Annotated in this window: 15 protein-coding genes; 10 read left to right on the top strand and 5 right to left on the bottom strand. The window is 47.2% G+C overall.

The genetic code is table 11. From position 1 onward, the window contains the following. Positions 1-18 precede the first annotated feature (18 nt). Positions 19-558 (bottom strand): dihydrofolate reductase, encoded by a 540-nt coding sequence (locus tag ASG33_RS02385; protein ID WP_082489136.1) that lies wholly within the window; start codon positions 556-558, stop codon positions 19-21. Between the two features lie 171 nt (positions 559-729). On the opposite strand from ASG33_RS02385, the gene ASG33_RS02390 reads away from it, so the two are divergent. From ASG33_RS02390 to ASG33_RS02430, 9 genes are all read left to right on the top strand, one after another. Further along, complete coding sequence (locus ASG33_RS02390) at positions 730-1,104, top strand: PadR family transcriptional regulator (protein ID WP_056279874.1); 375 nt, start codon at positions 730-732, stop codon at positions 1,102-1,104. A 28-nt stretch (positions 1,105-1,132) separates the two neighbouring features. Beyond that, on the top strand, positions 1,133-3,700 hold the full coding sequence (locus tag ASG33_RS02395) for a PspC domain-containing protein (protein ID WP_056279876.1): 2,568 nt from the start codon (positions 1,133-1,135) through the stop codon (positions 3,698-3,700). A 62-nt stretch (positions 3,701-3,762) separates the two neighbouring features. After that, on the top strand, positions 3,763-4,461 hold the full coding sequence (locus ASG33_RS02400; protein ID WP_056279878.1) for a head GIN domain-containing protein: 699 nt from the start codon (positions 3,763-3,765) through the stop codon (positions 4,459-4,461). Positions 4,462-4,657: 196 nt separating this feature from the next. Beyond that, positions 4,658-5,524, top strand: a complete 867-nt coding sequence (locus ASG33_RS02405) for an outer membrane beta-barrel protein (protein WP_082489066.1) — start codon at positions 4,658-4,660, stop codon at positions 5,522-5,524. Between the two features lie 18 nt (positions 5,525-5,542). Next, positions 5,543-6,061: an acyl-CoA thioesterase gene (locus ASG33_RS02410; RefSeq protein ID WP_056279880.1), complete on the top strand. Its 519-nt coding sequence runs from the start codon at positions 5,543-5,545 to the stop codon at positions 6,059-6,061. Between the two features lie 52 nt (positions 6,062-6,113). Then, entirely contained in the window at positions 6,114-6,482 is a 369-nt protein-coding gene (locus tag ASG33_RS02415) for a Rid family detoxifying hydrolase (RefSeq protein ID WP_056279883.1), read from the top strand. Positions 6,483-6,553: 71 nt separating this feature from the next. Then, positions 6,554-8,104, top strand: coding sequence for a glutamate--tRNA ligase (gene gltX, locus ASG33_RS02420; RefSeq protein ID WP_056279885.1), 1,551 nt, complete (start codon positions 6,554-6,556; stop codon positions 8,102-8,104). Positions 8,105-8,214: 110 nt separating this feature from the next. Beyond that, on the top strand, positions 8,215-8,469 hold the full coding sequence (locus ASG33_RS02425; RefSeq protein ID WP_056279886.1) for a hypothetical protein: 255 nt from the start codon (positions 8,215-8,217) through the stop codon (positions 8,467-8,469). A 58-nt stretch (positions 8,470-8,527) separates the two neighbouring features. Then, positions 8,528-9,304: a TIGR00266 family protein gene (locus tag ASG33_RS02430; RefSeq protein WP_056279888.1), complete on the top strand. Its 777-nt coding sequence runs from the start codon at positions 8,528-8,530 to the stop codon at positions 9,302-9,304. 49 nt (positions 9,305-9,353) lie between these two features. On the opposite strand, the gene ASG33_RS02435 is transcribed toward ASG33_RS02430, so the two are convergent. The 4 genes from ASG33_RS02435 to ASG33_RS02450 all read right to left on the bottom strand — a co-directional run bounded on the left by ASG33_RS02435 (position 9,354) and on the right by ASG33_RS02450 (position 17,968). Further along, on the bottom strand, positions 9,354-11,357 hold the full coding sequence (locus ASG33_RS02435) for a T9SS type A sorting domain-containing protein (protein WP_056279891.1): 2,004 nt from the start codon (positions 11,355-11,357) through the stop codon (positions 9,354-9,356). A gap of 126 nt (positions 11,358-11,483) precedes the next feature. Further along, a complete protein-coding gene (locus ASG33_RS02440; RefSeq protein WP_409012495.1) occupies positions 11,484-13,052 on the bottom strand; it encodes a RagB/SusD family nutrient uptake outer membrane protein in 1,569 nt (522 codons plus the stop codon). A gap of 38 nt (positions 13,053-13,090) precedes the next feature. After that, complete coding sequence (locus tag ASG33_RS02445) at positions 13,091-16,339, bottom strand: TonB-dependent receptor (protein WP_056279895.1); 3,249 nt, start codon at positions 16,337-16,339, stop codon at positions 13,091-13,093. A 537-nt stretch (positions 16,340-16,876) separates the two neighbouring features. Then, a complete protein-coding gene (locus tag ASG33_RS02450) occupies positions 16,877-17,968 on the bottom strand; it encodes a Gfo/Idh/MocA family protein (RefSeq protein WP_056279897.1) in 1,092 nt (363 codons plus the stop codon). 267 nt (positions 17,969-18,235) lie between these two features. Here ASG33_RS02450 and ASG33_RS02455 point away from each other — a divergent pair, with 267 nt between their 5' ends. Then, on the top strand, positions 18,236-19,174 hold the full coding sequence (locus tag ASG33_RS02455; RefSeq protein WP_056279899.1) for a dihydrodipicolinate synthase family protein: 939 nt from the start codon (positions 18,236-18,238) through the stop codon (positions 19,172-19,174). Positions 19,175-19,517 lie beyond the last annotated feature (343 nt).

Raw genomic sequence — 19,517 nt, forward strand, 5'->3', positions numbered from 1 at the left:
TTTGAGAAATCCGGCAGGTCAGTCCGCCGTTTTTCTCACATATACATTCATCGAAAACGAGTAAGAATGTGCTTCATCTGCTCCGTGGTACGTAGAATCAGTAAGCTCCCAATCGTCCGGATTGATTACGGGGAAAAATGCGTCGCCTTCCAGCCGGGCGTGAACAATGGTCAGATACAGTCTGTCAGCAAGCGGCAGCATCTGTGTGAATACATGCGCGCCTCCTAATACAAATACTTCCTTTTCGTCGGAAAGTAACGCAAGCGCCTGCGGAATATCTTTGGCGTACACAGTTCCAGGTGTTTCGGGGTGATCCGTTTTGGAAGACAGGATTACATTCAACTTGGAAGAATGCAGTGCATCCGGTGCCTCAAAGCTGGTGCGGCCCATGATAAACGCCCTGCCGGAGGTAACTTCCTTGAAATGCTTCCATTCATCTGGCAGGTGCCAGGGTAGGTGATTTTCTTTCCCGATCACACGGTTTTCACTCATTGCAGCAATGATATAGAGTGCAGGTCGGGTCAATGGGGAGCTCGTATCGAAAGTTTGTTCAGCCATGATCATGATTATTTACCGGTCATCAAACAAAAATACCATTCCTCACAAGCGTCACATCTTTTTCGCATGGTACCTTGCATCGCAAAGTACCTGTGTATACCTTTGTTGTGTTAGAATGAATTTCTATCTATTAGCCATGAACTTATTCATTTAATTAACACATGAAACCACATGAACATTGAAAATGCCCAAGTGCAGATGCGAAAGGGAATTTTGGAATTCTGCATTCTGCACATCATATCCAGGGGCGAGGTTTACGCCTCGGATATGTTAGATGAACTTACATCGGCTCACATCATGGTGGTGGAAGGCACGTTGTACCCTCTCTTGACAAGGTTGAAAAATTCGGGCTGGCTGGACTACAAATGGGTGGAATCCTCTTCGGGACCACCAAGGAAATATTATGTTTTGACGGATGAGGGGAAGGTATTTCTCGATGCGATGCAAGCTACCTGGTTTGAGCTGGCAGAATCGGTCACAACCGTTATTCGGCGTACAGAGGAATTGAGCAAAACAGCTCCTGGCAATCTTCCTGACCCTAACTGATCATACAAGACATTCGATTATTTCAACCATGAAAAAGACAATCAGCATAAATATTGGCGGTATCATCTTCCATATCGAGGAGGACGGGTACGAGAAATTAAAAGGTTATCTCAACTCGATCCAGCGGTACTTTTCCTCTTTTGCAGATAGCAAGGAGATCGTTTCGGACATTGAGGGCCGCGTTGCAGAACGGTTTATCAACAAACAAAAAGCAGAAGTAAAACAGGTAATCTCGCTCTCGGATGTAGACGAGCTGATTGCTGCAATGGGTACGGTAGCCGATTTTGAAGCCATTGAACAAGCAGAAGATATCCTCGCAGATCCGCTGGAAACAGCAGGCAAAACAGCGGTACCGGCGCAGGAAACAACTTCTTCGTCTTACTCGTCGAATGCAGGCCCTTCTTTTGAAGGCACATCTTCTTCATACATTCCCCCGGTTACGGAACCTGTTCAGCCTGCCGCGCCTCGCAAGCTCTACCGCGATTTGCGCCGTAAGCTGCTGGGTGGTGTAGCGGCCGGTTTGGCGCACCATTTTACCATTGACCCGATCTGGGTAAGACTTGCATTCCTGTTTGCTGTCATTGGTTTGCCTGCCGGATCAGGTATGATGGGGCTGAATATGGAAGATGAATTTGGCCCGTTTGCAGGATTTATGGTGCTGGTATACATTGCCATGTGGGTAGCATTCCCTGGCTCTTCCACTTTGGAGGAGGATACCCAGATCAAGAAGTTTTATCGTGATCCGGACAGAAAAGTGGTTGGCGGTGTAGCGGCAGGTGTTGCTTCTTACTTCGGGGTTGACTTAGGTGTTGTACGGTTTCTGTGGGTGTTGTCTATTCTTCTGTTCGGAACCGGTGTGATCATTTATATCGTGCTATGGGTAATTGCTCCTGTGGCGAATACCCTTACCGAGAAAATGGAAATGCAGGGCGAGCCGATCACGCTTTCCAATATTGAGTCAAATATCAAACAAAGCCTTAACCTGGAAGAAAAAGGGGGCGAGGAACACGGGATTACCAAAATTCTTCTTTTCCCTTTCCGTGCCATTGCATTGATCATCGCTGCACTCGGGAAGTTGCTTAAAGGATTGGGCCCCATATTAAGGGTTGTCATCGGCGCATTGCTTATCGCGATGTCGGTACTTGGTTTGTTTTCACTGATCGTGGGAATGGGAGTTGCTTTCGGGCTGACCAACGAGGTTGTTTTTGATGATCTGCCTGTCGCATTCCGCATTTTCCAGGAGCTTCCGGGTACGCTCGTTCTTTCGGGAATGCTGGTAGCAGCTATTCCGCTGGTTACTTTTCTGATCCTGGGCTTGACACTTCTTTCGAATAAAAGGATTGTGGGCGGTACGGTCTGGCTGACCATGCTGGGACTCTGGATCGTAGGTATCATCGGTTCTACAATCGGCGGGATTTCGTTTCAGAGGAATTTTGCCAAGCGGGGTGAAGTGGTACAATCCGTATTTTACCCTGTTCCCAATGGTACTTTGACGCTTAACTATAATCCAAGCTACGAAGATGACAATGTGGACATAGATATCAGGCTGGCCGGATTGAATGCATCAGACAGTCTCGAGCTTGTAAAGACGCTTCATGCCCGTGGCCGCACCAGGGAAGATGCCCAGCATAATGCCGAAATGCTGGAATACAATGTGGAAGTGAAAGATTCGGTCTTCCTGTTTAACGACGGACCTGCATTGTCAAACCGCCTTTTCCGCGAACAGCGCATTGACCTGACTTTGAATGTGCCTTATAACAAACCGTTCATTATGTCCCGCGATTTTTACTATTCGTTAAATGAATGGGAGTCCGGGTCGCAGGGAATGGAAAGGTATAACCTGGATGATGAAGATGTAAAATGGGATAACCTGATCTGGGTTGTAAAACGTGACTCTGGACTGGTATGTACCAATATACCTGCACGTTTCCTGAGAAGTGAGGATGATAATGAAAATGCGAACTATTCTTTTGAAAACGACTATAACAGTGATCTCGATCTGGGAGAAAGAGGTAATTACATCAAGCAGTTCCCGGTAAGCAATTTTACCAAAATAGATATCGGAGGTGCATACTCGATCGTAGTTCGCCAGGGAAGTGAGTTCAATGTAAGCGCTGATTCAGAAGGACAGGAGGAGATCGACGATCTGAAAGTGACAGTTGAAGAAGGTACGTTGCGGGTAAAACGCTCTGCTGATTTCAACCTCTTTGGAAACGATTGGAAGAGGATCGGTCTAGTGATCACAATGCCAACGGTGGAATCGGTAAACCTGTCAGGAGCCAATAAAACGCTGGTATCCGGCTTCAAAGCGCTGCCCAAGTTGAATGTAGAAATATCCGGTGCTTCCAAGTCGGAATTCAATGTGGACGTTGATCAGCTGACACTGAGCCTGTCGGGTGCTTCAAAGGCTACATTGCGGGGATCTGCAAAGTCTGCTTCGCTTGATGTGCACGGAGCTTGCAAGCTGACTGCCAATGAAATGATTATTCAGAATGCGGATGTAGATGCATCGGGCGCTTCCAAAGTAGAGCTGGGCCGGATTCCTAATCTGGACAGAAACGCCAGCGGAGCAAGCAAAATTAATATTCAGGAGTAAATGCATCCGTGCAACTTTCGGTAAAGCGGATTCATCTTTCGAAAAACTAACAGATCATTATCATGAAAAAGGCACTTGTATTTCACATTACCCTGCTCGCGCTCGTTGCAGTTTCACTCAATTCGATAGCGCAGACAACCAGAAAATTCAACGTTTCGAACTTCAACAGGCTGGCAATGGGCAGTGCATTCAAAATTGATGTGAAACAAGGCAGTAACTATAGTGTAACCGCAACGGGCCGGGAAGAGGATCTTCAGGATATGGAAGCCAATATCTCGGGTGGCGAGCTGAAACTGGGTTACAAGGGAAATGGCTGGAACAGAAACCGGAAAACAGTGAATGTAAGTATTACAATGCCGAATTTGCAGGGTGTTGATTTCTCAGGAGCCAGCAATGCGCAGGTAGCTAGATTTTCAGGCGTTAAAAACATGGAAATCGAAGTGAGCGGTGCCTCCAAGGTCAATATGGATCTCACGGCTGCGAAGGTGACTATGGACTTGTCAGGTGCGTCGTCGCTTACATTGAATGGTAATTGTGATATTCTGGACGGAGAAGTATCTGGTGCTTCTTCATTCCGCGGCAGCAATTTTCAAACCAAAGAAGTTAATATAGATGCATCAGGAGCGAGCAGCGCGGCAGTATTTGCAAGCAATGCCGTGCACGCAGAAGCTTCCGGCGCAAGCAGCGTCCGCTATTCGGGCGGCGCAAAAGATATTCATTCCAGTACCTCCGGAGCGAGCTCTGTGAAAAGAGGGGAGTGATCGTTTAAAGTTCACCATGAAGAAGAAGGCCGGCTTAGTCCGGCTTTTTTGTTTTATGCCAAATCCCAAAAGCAACTTATTAAGGCAAGAGTAATATATTTACGCACGTTAACCTTCCCTCTTTTTCTGAAATTGGTCGTTATTACAAACTATTCGGATAAGCCATTATTCTAGTAAGTATTAAAATTTTTGAGGGATGAGAAGTAAGTCTACCCAAACGTTCCGGCTGGTTGCGGCAACCATTTTGATCCTGGTTTTTGGAACAATTTCAAACAGTAATGCACAAGGCAGGTCCCGGTTTGGAGGGCGGTATGTTAGTCCGTTCGGGGATCTGAGTTTAACAGCCGGCGTGGGCGTTGCCTATTACATGGGCGATTTGCGTGACGGAGTAAGTATGAAGCATTTGGGATTAGGGCCAGCCATTTCCATTGGTGCCTTGTACCGGTTGACAGAGCATTTCAGTGCAAGAGGAGAGCTCCGGTTTTATGGCGTAAAGGCAGATCAGCAATACTCCAAGAACTTCCAGAATAACCTTTCTTTCAAGACATTCAACCCGGATCTCAATATCGGCATCAAGGCAGACCTTTTTTCCTTTAACCGGCAGGCGCGGGTTAATCCCTATCTACTGGGCGGCATTGGTTTTACCTTGCTGAACCCGAAAGCAGAGATCGACGGTGCCTGGCAAAAACTGGCGCCGCTAACTACCGAAGGTGTCAAGTACAAAAGGCTCCCGCTCGTTTTTACAGCGGGTATCGGCGTATCTTTTCAGGTAACCGAGCGGTTTGACCTTGGTCTTGAGATCTGCAATAATTTTGTCAATTCTGATTACCTCGACGATGTAAGTACCGTATACCCAAGTCCCGACTTACTGCCCAGCGATCTCGCGCGCCGACTTTCCGACCGAGCTCCCGAGATCGGCCAGCCTGCCCGGCAGCCGGGATTCAGCCGGGGAAATCCGGACAGCAAAGACAGCTACTTATTTCTGCAGGCCAAGGCAGCTTACCGGATTGGGAACCGGATGCAGGCCAGGGAAAGAAAGAAAACACGTTGCCCTAAATTTTAAGTTTATTCAAAAAACATCATGCTGAAACCAAAGCACCCGCACCAGTCGGAGGTAACAATGACCGAAATGGTACTTCCAAACGATACCAATACATTGAACAATCTGATGGGCGGGCGGCTGCTGCATTGGATGGATATTTGTGCCGCAATTTCAGCGCAGAAGCATTCCAACCGCATTGTGGTGACAGCCTCAGTGGATAATGTGTCCTTTTCCGAACCGATCCGCCTGGGCAATATCGTGACCATGCGCGCCAAGGTTACGCGTGCTTTCAATTCTTCGATGGAGGTTTTTCTGGAAGTTTGGGCGGAGGATATACCGGCAGGCGAGCGGGTGAGTACCAATCGTGCATTCTACACATTCGTCGCCGTAGACCAAAATGGAAGGCCCATTGAAGTTCCGCCGCTGGAACCTGAAACCGACGAGGAACACGAGCTGTATCTCAGCGCACTCAGAAGACGCCAATTGCGGCTGGTACTCGCCAACAGGATGAACCCCGCAGATGCTACTGAGCTCAAAGCGCTTTTTCAGGCTGGCTAACTTCATCTGCATCCATTATTTGGTAATTTTACGGTTCAACTCTTTATTACTTATGCCAAAAGAAATTATATTCTCAGATAAAGCACCGGCACCGATTGGTCCTTACAGCCAGGCTGTAAAAGTGAATGGAACACTTTATGTGTCGGGCCAGATCGCTGCAGAAGCTGCCAAGTCGGGCGATATCAAAGCGGAAACGGGTTTGGTCATGCAGCACATCGGTCACATTCTGGGTGCAGCGAAGCTTGGCTTTCAGAACGTGGTGAAAGCCAGCATCTTTTTGAAAGATATGAACGACTTTGCCGCTGTTAATGAAATTTACGGCAGCTTTTTCACCCAGGAGCCTCCTGCGCGTGAAACAGTTCAGGTAGCAAGGCTGCCAAAGGATGTGAATGTGGAGATTTCAGTGATTGCAGTAGAGTAGTGTGTTGTTTTTGTCATTGATGACAACAACCGCGCAATAATGACAAAATTTAAGTATTAATATTCCAACCAATGTCAAAACCCCAAGTTCGAGTAAGATTTGCGCCCAGCCCTACGGGGCCGCTGCATGCTGGTGGAGTTCGTACCGCCTTGTATAACTACCTTTTTGCACGGCAGCAAGGTGGGCAAATGTTGCTCCGTATTGAAGATACAGATCAGAACCGGTTTGTTCCCGGCGCTGAAAACTACATATTGGAAGCGCTTTCCTGGCTGGGTATCGGGATCGATGAAGGTCCGCAGCAAGGCGGTCCGCATGCGCCGTACAAGCAATCAGAAAGAAAAGAAATATACCGTGAATACGCCGAGCGCCTGGTTTTGGAGGGAAAAGCCTACTATGCTTTCGATACTCCCGAGCAGCTCGACGAAATGCGGAAGCGACTGGAAGCAGCCAAAGTTGCAGCAGCACAGTACAATGCGATCACACGCATGGAAATGACCAATTCACTGACATTGTCTATCGGCGAAACCAAGGCAAGAATTGAAAGCGGCGATCCTTATGTGATCCGGATGAAGATCAGTCCGAAAGAAGAAATCCGGTTTAATGACCTGGTACGCGGCTGGGTAGTGGTGCATTCATCGCAGATCGACGACAAAGTCCTGCTGAAATCCGACGGTATGCCGACTTACCACCTTGCCAATATTGTGGATGATCATTTAATGGGAATCACCCACGTGATCCGCGGGGAAGAATGGCTTCCTTCTGCTCCGCTGCACGTTTTGTTATACAGATACCTGGGCTGGGAGAGCACAATGCCGCAGTTTGCGCATTTGCCGCTTTTGCTCAAACCAGACGGAAACGGAAAGCTTTCGAAACGTGACGCAGACCTGGGCGGTTTCCCGATTTTCCCATTGGAATGGACCGATCCTAACACGGGTGACAAAGCAAAAGGTTTTCGGGAGGAAGGTTACCTGCCAGATGCTACTGCGAACTTCCTTGCATTGCTTGGGTGGAATGCAGGTACCGAGCAGGAACTGTTCAGTATGGAAGATCTGATCCAATCTTTTAGCCTCGAAAGAGTGCATAAAGCGGGTGCCAGGTTTGATATCCAAAAAGCCAACTGGTTCAATCAGCAATATTTGAAACAACTGAGCGACGAGGCTGTGATTGACCAGCTTAAACCGCTTTACGCTGCACAAGGTATAGAAGTAACCAGCGGCCAGCTTACCCAGATCGTTCATTTACTGAAAGAGCGGGTGCATTTTGTGAAAGAGATCGTGAGCGAGTCGCTCTTCCTTTTCAGCGCGCCTGAGACTTACGACGCGGAGGTTGCATTGAAAAAATGGAATGAAGAAGCTGTTACCGCGATCAATGGTTTGAAAGATGCTTTCGCAGCATACAACGGAGACTTTACAGCGCATGAGATCAAAGAAGTGATATCGGCAACGATGGAGCAGCTTGGAATCAAAATGGGTAAAGTAATGCAGGCACTCCGGCTTGCAGTTACCGGCGCAGGTGCCGGCCCCGACCTGATGATCATCATGGAAATACTAGGGAAGCAGGAAGTAGTACAGCGGCTCGAAAACGCTTTGAACCGCCTGTCACAGCAAATACGATTGGCATAGCATTTATATTACCGAACAATCAATTTCTGTTGGTTGCAGGTTGACAATATCTATTTTCGTAAACATTGAAATCCAGGTTACGCGAGTAATTCTGTTGCCCTTTAAACAAAATGGCTAAAAAGAAACAAAACGATTCTTCCAAACCGGTTTCCGAGAAACCGAGGGTGCATAAAGACCTGGATGGTTTTGACATTCAGATCAATTCATTCGGAGAGATTACAACGAGCTTCGATATGGATAAGATCAATGAATTTCTGAACAAGAATGTGGACGACAAGAAGCTGCGCGACCGGGAGGATATTCCGGGAAGAAAAACGCGTAAGTCGAAGAAGAAAACATCCGAGGAAGAGGAAGAAGAGGAGTAGCGAGGAATGACGTGGTTTAATGTAGTGATTGATATTTTACTGATAACCTTTACGAAAAATGATCTCACACGAAATTGATTACAAGATTATCGGCGACGATATTCAGGTTGTAGAAATCGAGCTTGACCCTAACGAAACCGTGATTGCAGAAGCCGGCGCAATGCTCTTCATGGAGGACGGTATCCAGTTTGAAACCAAGATGGGCGATGGTTCCGAAGCAAACCAGAGCATCATGGGCAAGATTTTCCAGGCAGGTACCCGTCTGATAACCGGGGAGTCGCTCTTTATGACGCACTTTACGAATCGCGGTGTAGGCAAGAAAAAGGTGGCATTTGCGGCTCCTTATCCGGGAACTGTTATGCCGATCGACCTTTCCAAGATTTATGGAAATGAGCTGATCGTGCAAAAAGATGGTTTCCTCTGCGCTGCAATGGGTACCAGCATGAAAATCCACTTCAACCAGCGTTTTGGTTCAGGGTTGTTTGGTGGGGAAGGTTTTATTTTACAAAAGATCAAAGGCGACGGAATGGCGTTTGTGCATGCCGGAGGCGTGGTAATGGAACGCCAGCTCAACAATGAGACACTGCGCGTAGATACAGGTTGCGTGGTGGCGTTTGAGCAATCACTGAGCTTCGATATCCAGCGTTCAGGCGGACTCAAATCCATGGTATTTGGCGGCGAGGGAATGTTCCTGGCAACCTTGCGCGGTACCGGTCGTTGCTGGATCCAGTCTATGCCGATTTCCAAGCTGATCCAGCGGCTTTCCACTGCCGGACCAAATGCAAACAAAGAAAGCGGCTCCATTATCGGGGGCTTGGGTAACCTGTTTGAATAGAGAAAAGTTACATGCGAATAAGAATGGGCAGAACTAAGTTCTGCCTTTTTTATTTTACCAGGACCCGCCGGGAAACGCTGCTAGTTGCGGTGGTAATTTTCAAAATGTAAATACCTGCAGGAAGTACCTCAACTGGCCTTACTGTAATTAATCCGATCGTTTCACGGTCTGAAAAATGAATGGGATGCTGTCGCCCGGCTGCGTCAAAAAGCTTGCATGAAACGGGTTCTTCTTTTTTGGTTTTCAAGTAAAAAATGCCGCGACCTACTGGGTTCGGAAATACCGTAAAATCTGCGGGGCCAACGTTCCGGAAGAATGTGACAACGCGCGAAAACGAGGTACTGCCGCTATTGTACTGCATCTTTAACCGGTAAAAAATAGCATCGGATTCTGCGTCAGTGTCACTATACCCAAATACCTCCGACTGTGTCTGTGACGTATTGAATGTTTGAAGATCGGAGTAGTTGATCCCGTCGGTTGTTTTCTGTAACGTTATTTCACGAAGTTGAGGGTCTACTGCCAGCAGCCACGGAACATAAATCGATGTGCCGGCAGGCCGGGCTGAAATCCTGCTGACAAAATCGACCTGGGAATAGCTCCTGTCTACATAAAATGAATCGGAAACGCTGCCGGGAAGAGTGGGATTTATCCCAGCCAGCCTGATGCGGTAAGTCCCGTTGGCAAGGTCCCGCGGGAGCTGAATGCGTAGCGGGTTGTTATTTGCAATAGTTAATGTATCCACAAAATTTCCCTCCCGATCAAGCAGCTCCGCCTGGATCAATGGATTAACTACATTCTCATTCACAGTGTAGGGAAGTGAAAAAGCAGCGCCGGGATAGGCTAGTGCAGGCACTACGCCGGTGTGAATGGAGTATGCGGGCTGTACCGGATGAAGCTGTTTAACCAGCGAGTCGGACAGGCTGCGGTTCCAGGCTGTCGCGGCCAGGGTAAGTCCGGGTACTCCGCCAGGGAGACTTTCAAAATGGCCGGAAACTGGTCTGGGGATCTGTACCGTATCCAGGTAAGGTCCTTTAAATACATTAAAACCGGGTAACTCTGCCAATCGGTTTTGCGCCTCCAAAACGGGCAGATAGGGATTGGGCAGCAGCTGGCTCACCGAGTTCCGCGCCACCAGCCAGGGAATGTTGTAGCCCGTATCGCGCCTGCTGTTTTCAATCAATGTGCGGATCGAATTGAAATAATCATTTTCCTTGAAGCCCAGTTGCGCGTCGTTTTCACCGTGAGAGAACAGGATAGCGCGCACGCCGGAAGAAGCTGTCAGGTATTTGATGGTATTGATAATATTACTGTAAGGCTGACGGTTCGGCCAGAACTTACCTACATAAAGATTGTAAGCATCTTTGCCACTTGCCGCATCGCGGTAATTTTCTGAATTGGCGGCAGCCCAGGCAGTGTTGAAAAACAATACGGGGCATTTCCAGCGTTGGGAGAGTATTACGCCCAGTTCGCCCCAGTACCAGGCAGTTTCGCCATTTGGGAATACATAATTGTCTTTTTTGAGTATTTCAAATGCAGGTGCCGGCATCGGCGCATCAGGGGCTACCGTGATATTTTCGCTGTTGAGTGTTTTGTTGGTTTTGTTGAAAGAGATCACATTGGAAGAAGCATCTTTGGCACCCAGGCCGGGCAGTCCCATTGCATTGGAGTTACCTGATATCAGAAAAACTTCTCCGACACCCACTCTCGGTACTATAACCGAATCCACAATGCCCTGATCGGAGCGGGCGATTATTTTAAGCTGGTACCAGCCACTTTCTACATTGAAATCAAAATGGAGAAACCCCTGACTGATTTGCTCTCCTGGCAATGTCATTTCTTTTACCGCATTGGAGTTACCTTCAACAGGAAAGAGCGAAGCCTTAATACTGGAATACGGAAAATAGGCGTAAGCTGTAACCGGAATGCGCGCCCGGCCATTGCTATCCCGCTGCATGACCTGGTTGTTGACCGGCGAGAAGACCGCAACCTGCGCCTTTGCAGTATGCAATGCAAGGATTAACAGGAGCCAGAAAGTAAACTTCCAAATTTTCATACGATGATCTTCTTGCCGCAGTCTTTATAACGCTTTTTCTCTTTCAAGATTGATCCTGCCAATATATAGCTTAAAACAAAAAGAGCCGGCCCCAAATTGGAACCGGCTCCTGCAAAACTTTATAGACTATCCGTCGTAACCCGGGTTTTGGGTCAGTTTCGGGCTGTTTCTGATTTCCGGGATGGGAATGGGGAACAGCAGGTGTCTTTCAAGCAAAGGAGCTCCGCCTGATACGTTCAGGTTGCGGTGACCAACGAAATTGTCAAAGCCTTTAGTGGTTTCGTTGAACACTTTACGAAGACGTACCATATCAAACCAGGTAATACCTTCGTATGCAAATTCATACCAGCGCTCGCGCCAAACTGCTTCCTGGAAACTCGTTTTCGAGAATGTTGCCATTGCAGGTGTTTTCAGCTGTGCACGGTCACGAATTCGCTTGTAGGCATCGTATGCTTCTGCATTCGGGCCACCAAGTTCGTTTTGAGCTTCTGCATAAATCAGCAATACTTCTGCAAAGCGAATTTGGTTAACATTCAGGTTATTAAGCCTTGTTGGTGTAATACCAGGTCCACCCAGCGCTGCAATGTTGAAATACTTGAATACGTAAGGCTGTCCAAGATCAAACTTAGCTCCTGTACCATTTTCATAGTAAGATGTGTAGAACCAGCCTTCCTGATCTTTGGTTCGGAGGTCGCCTGTCTCGTAAGAATTATAGAACGAACGCGTAGGTACAGTACTTCCTGTTCCACTTGGACCCGCATAGGTTACCGCCTTGAAGTTCGGGAAGAAGTCATTCAACGGGAAAGGTTCAACTACAGTGTTGTACTGGATCTGGAAGATGTGCTCAACCCGGTTTTTCAGGTTTTCCTGGTGCAATTCCTTGTAGGTAGCAAACAGATTCAGCGTAGAAGGATTCGCTTTTGAATAGTTAATCACTTCCAGTGCCTTGTCAGCAGCCAGCTTGTAGTGCGATGCGCCTTTGCTCAAAGGAAATCCAGCCATTGTCAGATATACTTTTGACATCAACGACTTCACAGCCATTTTAGAAGCACGTCCGTTGGTGTTGAAATCAGCCAGACCAGCAGCTTCGGCAGCAGCAAGGTCTTCCACGATCAGATTGTAAATTTCCTCCTGAGGTGCTTTGGTTGGGAAGAAATCTTCTGAACCGGCAGTTTGCGGCTTTGTGATCAAAGGCGCGTCACCCCAAAGTCTTACCACATAAAAATACGCCCACGCACGGAGAAATCTTGCCTCACCGATCAAGCGTGTTTTCTGCGCTTCATTTGCAGCAGGGAACTGAATACCAGGAATCTTTTCGATCGCCAGGTTTGCATTCGCAATTACGCGGTACAGACCATTCCAGAAGTTGGCGATGTGACCTGTGTTTCCATCGTAGATCAATGCATACAAGTTGTTCAGATCCGAGTTCTGGCCGGTTTCTGTTGTTGCTGTACCTGTTACGGCTTCCAGCATTTGCCAGTTGGCTGAGAAAATACCAGCACCTTGTCCGTAGAAACGCATCTCTGCATAAGTAGCAGCAACAGCCGCTTCCGCGTGATCAGGAATGGTATAGAACGTATCCGGTTGAAGGTTCGACGGGTCTTGCTCGTCCAGGAAGTCGGAGCAGCTTGTCGGGCCGAGCAGGATCGCCGCGCAAAGCAGTAGCTTAGAAAAGTTTTTATTATATAGTTTCATACTGAATTTCATTTTTGATAATCCCAATAATCTGGTTGTTAGAATGATACCTGTATACCTCCCATGTAAGTGGTTGGTCTTGGATAGCTGTGCCAGATCATACCTTGCGAGAATACGTTGTCTGAATCTCCACCACGGATAGGCGTTTGCTCTGGGTCACCGTGTGGGTATTTGCTAAGCAGGAAGAAGTTTTGAGCCGATACGTAAAGTCTCAGTCTGCTCATTTTCATTTTGCTGGCAATTTCCGACGGGAAATTGTACCCGAACAACAAGTTACGTCCACGTAGGAATGAACCGTCAAAGATCCAGCGCGTATCTACGTTCGTCACGTAACCTGCTTTTGTATCACGGATCTGGGCAATCATTGTATTCTGATTTTGCGGAGTCCATGCATTCAGTACAGTTGCGTAGCTGTTGGCAAGCGCCTGACGGTCTTCACTAGCGTGCAGGTTCATGTCCATCAGGTCGTTTCCGTACGAGAATTGCAGGTCAAGTGTCATATCGAAGTTTCCGAAACGCACAGAGTTGGAAAGTGTTCCCCAGCCTTTTGGACTACCATTACCAATGATCGAACGGTCGGCGTCAGTGATTTTGTAATCGCCGTTCAGGTCTTTGTATTTGATATCACCAGGCAGCATTTGCAGGTTACCACGGTAGCTGGTGAATTTAGCAGCTTCGTCAGCCTCCGCTTCGCTCCATGTACCCAGACGGGTAAGACCCCAGAATGCACCCACCGGCTCTCCTACACGCAGGATGCTGGTTTGGTTAGTGATCGAAGGACCACCCACTCCGAAGATATCAGCCGGTGTAGCCAGCGACAATACTTTGTTTCTGTTGAACGAGATATTGAAGTTGGTATTCCATGAGAAGTTAGCTCTCTCAAAGTTTACTGTGTTCAATGCAAATTCAAAACCTTTGTTCTCCATTGAACCGATGTTCTTTCTGATCACCGCGTAGCCACTTGTACGTGGAACTGGTGCATCCAGAAGCATGTCGGTTGTTTTGCGGTAGTAGTAGTCAGCCTCGAAAGAGATTCTTCCTTTCAGGAAGCTAATTTCAAGACCTCCGTCGGTTTGAGCGGTTTTTTCCCATCGCAAATCGTTGTTCGCCAACCTGTTGATACCGGTTCCGCCGATACGTGTGTCACCGTAAACAGCTGCGTAGTTAGATCTCAGCAAAGGAAGTGACGAGTATGGAGGAATCTCCGAGTTACCTGTCAAACCGTAGCTGGTACGAAGTTTCAAGCTTGAAATAAGCGTGTTACCTTTCAGGAATTCTTCGTCAGATACTTTCCATGCGAATGCAGCAGAAGGGAAGAATGCAAATTTGTGGTTATCCCCGAATTTCGAAGAACCATCCGCACGACCTGTTACTGTGAAAAGGTATTTTTCAAGCAAGGTATAGTTTGCACGACCGAAGTAAGAGTTAAATGCAAAACGTGAAGCACCTGAAAGATATGGATTCGAAGAAGGCAGAACCGCACCGGCACCAAGGTTATCAAAACCGAAATAATCAGTAGAGAAGCTTTGTGCACCAATAGCAGTAGTTGAAATATTGGTTTCCTGCCATGAAATACCTCCAAGCAAATTAATGGAGTGGATTCCGAATGTTTTGTTGTAAGTCAACAAGTTTTCCCAAGACCAGAAAGTCTCTTTTCTGTTCTCTTTTCTGGCAGTACCCAATTCGTTAGGAGTCAAAGTACGGGTCTGTGACTGGTTTACTTCCTGGTTGATGATGTTAACACCAAGCACCGAGCGGAATTCAAGACCAGGCGCCAGGGTAACGTTTCCATAAAGGCTACCCAATGTAGTCTGCGTGTTCAGGTTGTATTTACGTCCGTTCAAACGGTGAACTGAGCTGAAAGCACCTTCTGCACCAGGATAGTCACGGTTGTTTGCAAATGTCCCGTCAGGATATTTAACAGGAAGGAAAGGAAAATCTTCCACCATCTGACGAGGCACTGCGTCGTTGATATCTACCAGGTTCTCCGCCTGATTGTTGTAGCTCAATGTACCTCCGATGCGAAGCCATTTTTTAACCTGATCATCGATGCTGAAACGGGTTGCATAACGTTTCAGGTAAGATGTTTTGATCAGACCCTGGTCGTCGCGGTAGTTAAGTGACAGCGAGTAGGTGGTTTTGTTGTTACCGCCGCTAAAACCCAATTGGTGGTTTTGAGAAACACGGTGCTGGGTAGATTCGTCAAACCAGTTGGTGTCGTAGTTAGGAGCGTATTTTTTTGTACCGTCAGGGTTCGTCGTAACTGTAAAAACATCAGGGTGGTCCAGTGCCAGCTTTGCACGGCGAACCTGCGGATTATGTGTTAAATACTTGCCGGCGTCCCAACCTGCCTTGTCGAACTTCTCCATGTTTCTGTAGGAAAGATCTTCAACGTCCAGATACTCCTGGGCATTCAAAACTTTCGCTCTCTTAGGACCAGCAGTAGGTACGCTCAGGTCAAGACCGTAAGTGATAACGCCTTCGCCGGCTTTACCTCTTCTGGTCGTGATCATGATCACACCATTTGCTCCTCTTGCTCCGTAAATCGCAGTAGAAGATGCGTCTTTCAAAACCTCAACCGATACGATATCATTTGGGTTAATGTAGTCGATCGCCTGGCTTTGCTGGTTCTGGTTACCCTGCGGCAGCATAACTCCATCTACCACATACAATGGGTTGTTAGAAGAGTTGATCGAGCTGAAACCACGGATACGTACGTTGGAACGACCACCCGGACGTCCGGAGTTCACGTTCACCTGTACACCGGAGATTTTACCCTGCAATGCCTGGTTCAATGAAGGAGTTGGTCTTTCTCTCAGCTGCTCTTCTTTTACCGAGCCTACTGAACCTGTTAAATCAGATTTTTTGGCAGTACCGTAACCAATTACAACTACCTCGCTAAGTGCTTTGGAATCAGATTCCATTGCCAGATCGATTGTAGTTCTGTTGCCTACTTCTGCTTCCTGACCTACATATCCAACGAAGCTGAACACAAGTGTTCCGCCATTGTCAGGTACAGTCAGTGTATAGTTTCCTGTGCCGTCTGTTGTTGTTCCGGTGCTGGTACCTTTCAAAACAACGTTCACGCCAGGTAGTCCCTCGCCATTTTCCTTGTCTGTTACTTTTCCTTTGATCGTCTTATCGATTGCGATCACAGTTGAAGTGCGGTTGTTATTAGCTACACCTGCCATTGCCACGACCGAACATGAAAGTGCGGGCAGGAGTACTAGAGAATTCCGGATGCCCCGCATGCGGAACAACCATTGTTTGGTATTGGTATTTTTCATTTAAAGGTTAGTTAAACGTTTCTCATAAATTAGGTTTTGTAGCTTGGCTCATTTTTTAGTCATAGAAGGATTTTTGGTTAAATTGAGTATAGAACGATGAGAGTGATATTAAATGTGATTTTATTCCTATTTAGGTTTGGCCAGAATGATGCGCTGATTGTTTTTCAAGATTTTCAAATTAATCCGGCAAGTTCTTTCAATTAATCACGGAGGTACGGTGATGAAACGCCTTTTCTGACCACGGGTGCGAAGTTTAGCAGATTGCTAACAGCTCCTTTAGTGTTCTTTAAAATTGATGGTGTCAGCTTGAATTATTATAAAGTATTAAAAAGGAGTTACAATATTATAACATAGTTTTATTATTACGATAGCCAAAACATAATTATTTGTGCAAACGTTTGCATAATTTCAACTTAATCAGGCCTTTAAGACGTTAATAATCAAGAGGTTACTTACGATATTAAACAGAAAAAGCCTCTCTGCAATATTGCAAAGAGGCTTTTTTGTACTGCTATGTATTTACCGGCTTGCGGCTGATCAGATCAAATCCACAGTGCGTCCCGTACGTACCGATTCATCACATGCAAATGCGATCTGTAAGCTTCTTACTGCATCTTCCAAGTGCTCCGACAGATCAAGATCTTCGGTAATTGCTTTCAGGAAATACAGCTGCTCGCGGTTGCAGAGTTCCTGGTGATCGGGTTCGTCTTCCAGGTTAATCCAGGTATCTTCCTGTGTAAATTCGTCTTTGTCGTTCAGGTCAGCATGGTGAATGCGGATCGACTCAGTCTTGGTGTGCGCCTCCACTGAAGAAGATTTACCAGCACCTCCCGCATCTTTGGCAACAATGGAAGCAGAGCCTTTTGGTCCGATTACATCTTTTACAAAAAAGGCAGTTTCACTGATCATCGGTCCCCAGCCAGCTTCGTACCAGCCTACTGAACCGTCTTCAAACCAGATCTGCAATTGACCATAATTGTAATTTCCTGCAGGGATATCTTCTGTCAATCTCGCACCGATCGCATTCACGCGAAGTGGCGTCGAGCGCGTCATCTGGCACATTACATCAATATAGTGTACACCGCAGTCCACGATCGGGCTCAGGCTTTTCATCAGGTTCCGGTGTACGCCCCACATATAGCCGTGGCTTTGCTGGTTCAGGTTCATACGCATAACCAGCGGTTTGCCCAGGTTTTGTGCTTCTGTCACAAATCTTGCCCAAGACGGATGTACCCGCAGGATGTACCCCACTACCACCTTCTTGCCAGCTTCGATTGCCGCAGAAACGACACGCTTGGCGCCTTCAACACTATCGGCCAGCGGTTTTTCAATAAATACGTGCGCGCCCGCTTTCAGTGCTTTGATCGCGAAATCCTCGTGGGTATCCGGGTAAGTGGAAATACAAACGGCATCAGGCTTTGTTTCCTGCAATGCAGTTTCGTAGTCGCTGTACAGGCTGTAACCGCCGCCGAGTTTCTCGTTCAAAACCTCTTTGCTTTTGCCGGTAGAAACGATCCCGCAGATTTCAAAACCGTCCAGCAGCTGATAAGCAAATGCATGCGAAGCGCCCATATTTCCGCAACCTACAACCAGTACACGGATAGCGCTCTTGTTTTCAAAAGATGACATAATTGAATAGTAATGTTAAGACTTCGGGTAAGAAGGAATGTAGAACTGTAATTACAGGAATAACAGGATTAACCTGCTTTGAGTGTCAAAAATAGCGATAAAATCTGTTTTTCGGGAGAATAGAGGCTGATGAATGCAAGAAGGCAACTATTTCGATCCAGGTTAAAATCGGTAAATAATTGATTAAAACATGAGAAAGCAGCGTCGCCTGATTCGTTTACCTTTGAATTAAATTCATTATTCGAATTTTCAACATCACTTATTGATATGAACAAAGAATCCTGGTATGGCATTTTTCCTGCGTTGTTAACTCCATTCAAAGCAGATGACACAATTGATTTTGACCTGTTCGGCAAAAATCTTGAAGCCCAGATAGAAGCAGGCATCAGCGGCGCTATCGTGGCCGGGTCGCTGGGCGAGGCCAGTACCCTCACCAGAGCTGAGAAAATGGAGCTGGTTAAATATGCCAAAAATGTGGTTCCTGCAAACATGCCGATCGTGCTGTGTATCGCCGAACAATCGACAGCAGAGGCGGTGAGCATTGCCAGGGAAGCTGAGACTATCGGTGCTGATGGTTTGATGGTGCTTCCTCCAATGCGCTACAAAGCAGATGACGAAGAAACCGTAACTTACTTCAAAACCATCGCGCAGAGCACTGCCTTGCCTTTGATGATCTACAACAACCCGGTCGATTACAAGATCGAGGTAACACTTGAAATGTTTGAGGAACTGGCGAAAGAGCCGAATGTCGTAGCGATTAAGGAATCTACCCGCGATGTAAGCAATGTAACGCGCCTGTTTAACCGCTTCGGAGATCGTTTCCGTATTTTCTGCGGCGTTGATACCCTGATCATGGAAGAAGTGATGCTGGGTGCTGACGGTGTTGTAGGCGGTTTGGTAGATGCATTCCCGAAAGAAACTGTTGCTATTTTTAACCTCGTAAAAGCAGGTTACTATAAAGAAGCATTGGCTGTTTACCGCTGGTACCTGCCGCTTCTGGAACTCGATATTCACCCTAAATTGGTTCAGAACATCAAGCTGGCCGCGGAAAGAGCCGGAATCGGTTCAGCGTATGTACGTGCGCCCCGAATGGTACTCAAAGGTGAGGAAAGAGAAAGGGTACTGGCTATTATCGATAAAGCCATTGAAACACAACCAGTGCTGCCCGATTACCTTAACCTGACGGCGGATACTGCTCTGGCATAGTCACGGATTAGCTGTTACCGATATTTTGCCCCGATGGGGCAGGTGCGAGTATGCATAGTTGCTGTTACCGATATTTTGCCCCGATGGGGCAGGCGCGAGTATGCATAGTTGCGGTTACCGATGTTTTGCCCCGATGGGGCAGGTGCGAGTATGCAGAGCAGCTGTTACCGATATGTTGCCCCGATGGGGCAGGTGGAAGTATGCATAGTTGTGGTGCCGATATTTTGCCCCGATGGGGCTTGATGTCAGGTTTAAGATTCCTTAAAACTAGCCCGCAAGCCAATCAGTCGCATAGCGACGTAATATCGGTAACAAGCAGGTGCAGCCGCAAGCGAACCAGTCG

The sequence above is a fragment of the Dyadobacter sp. Leaf189 genome (assembly GCF_001424405.1).
Taxonomy (GTDB): Bacteria; Bacteroidota; Bacteroidia; order Cytophagales; family Spirosomataceae; genus Dyadobacter.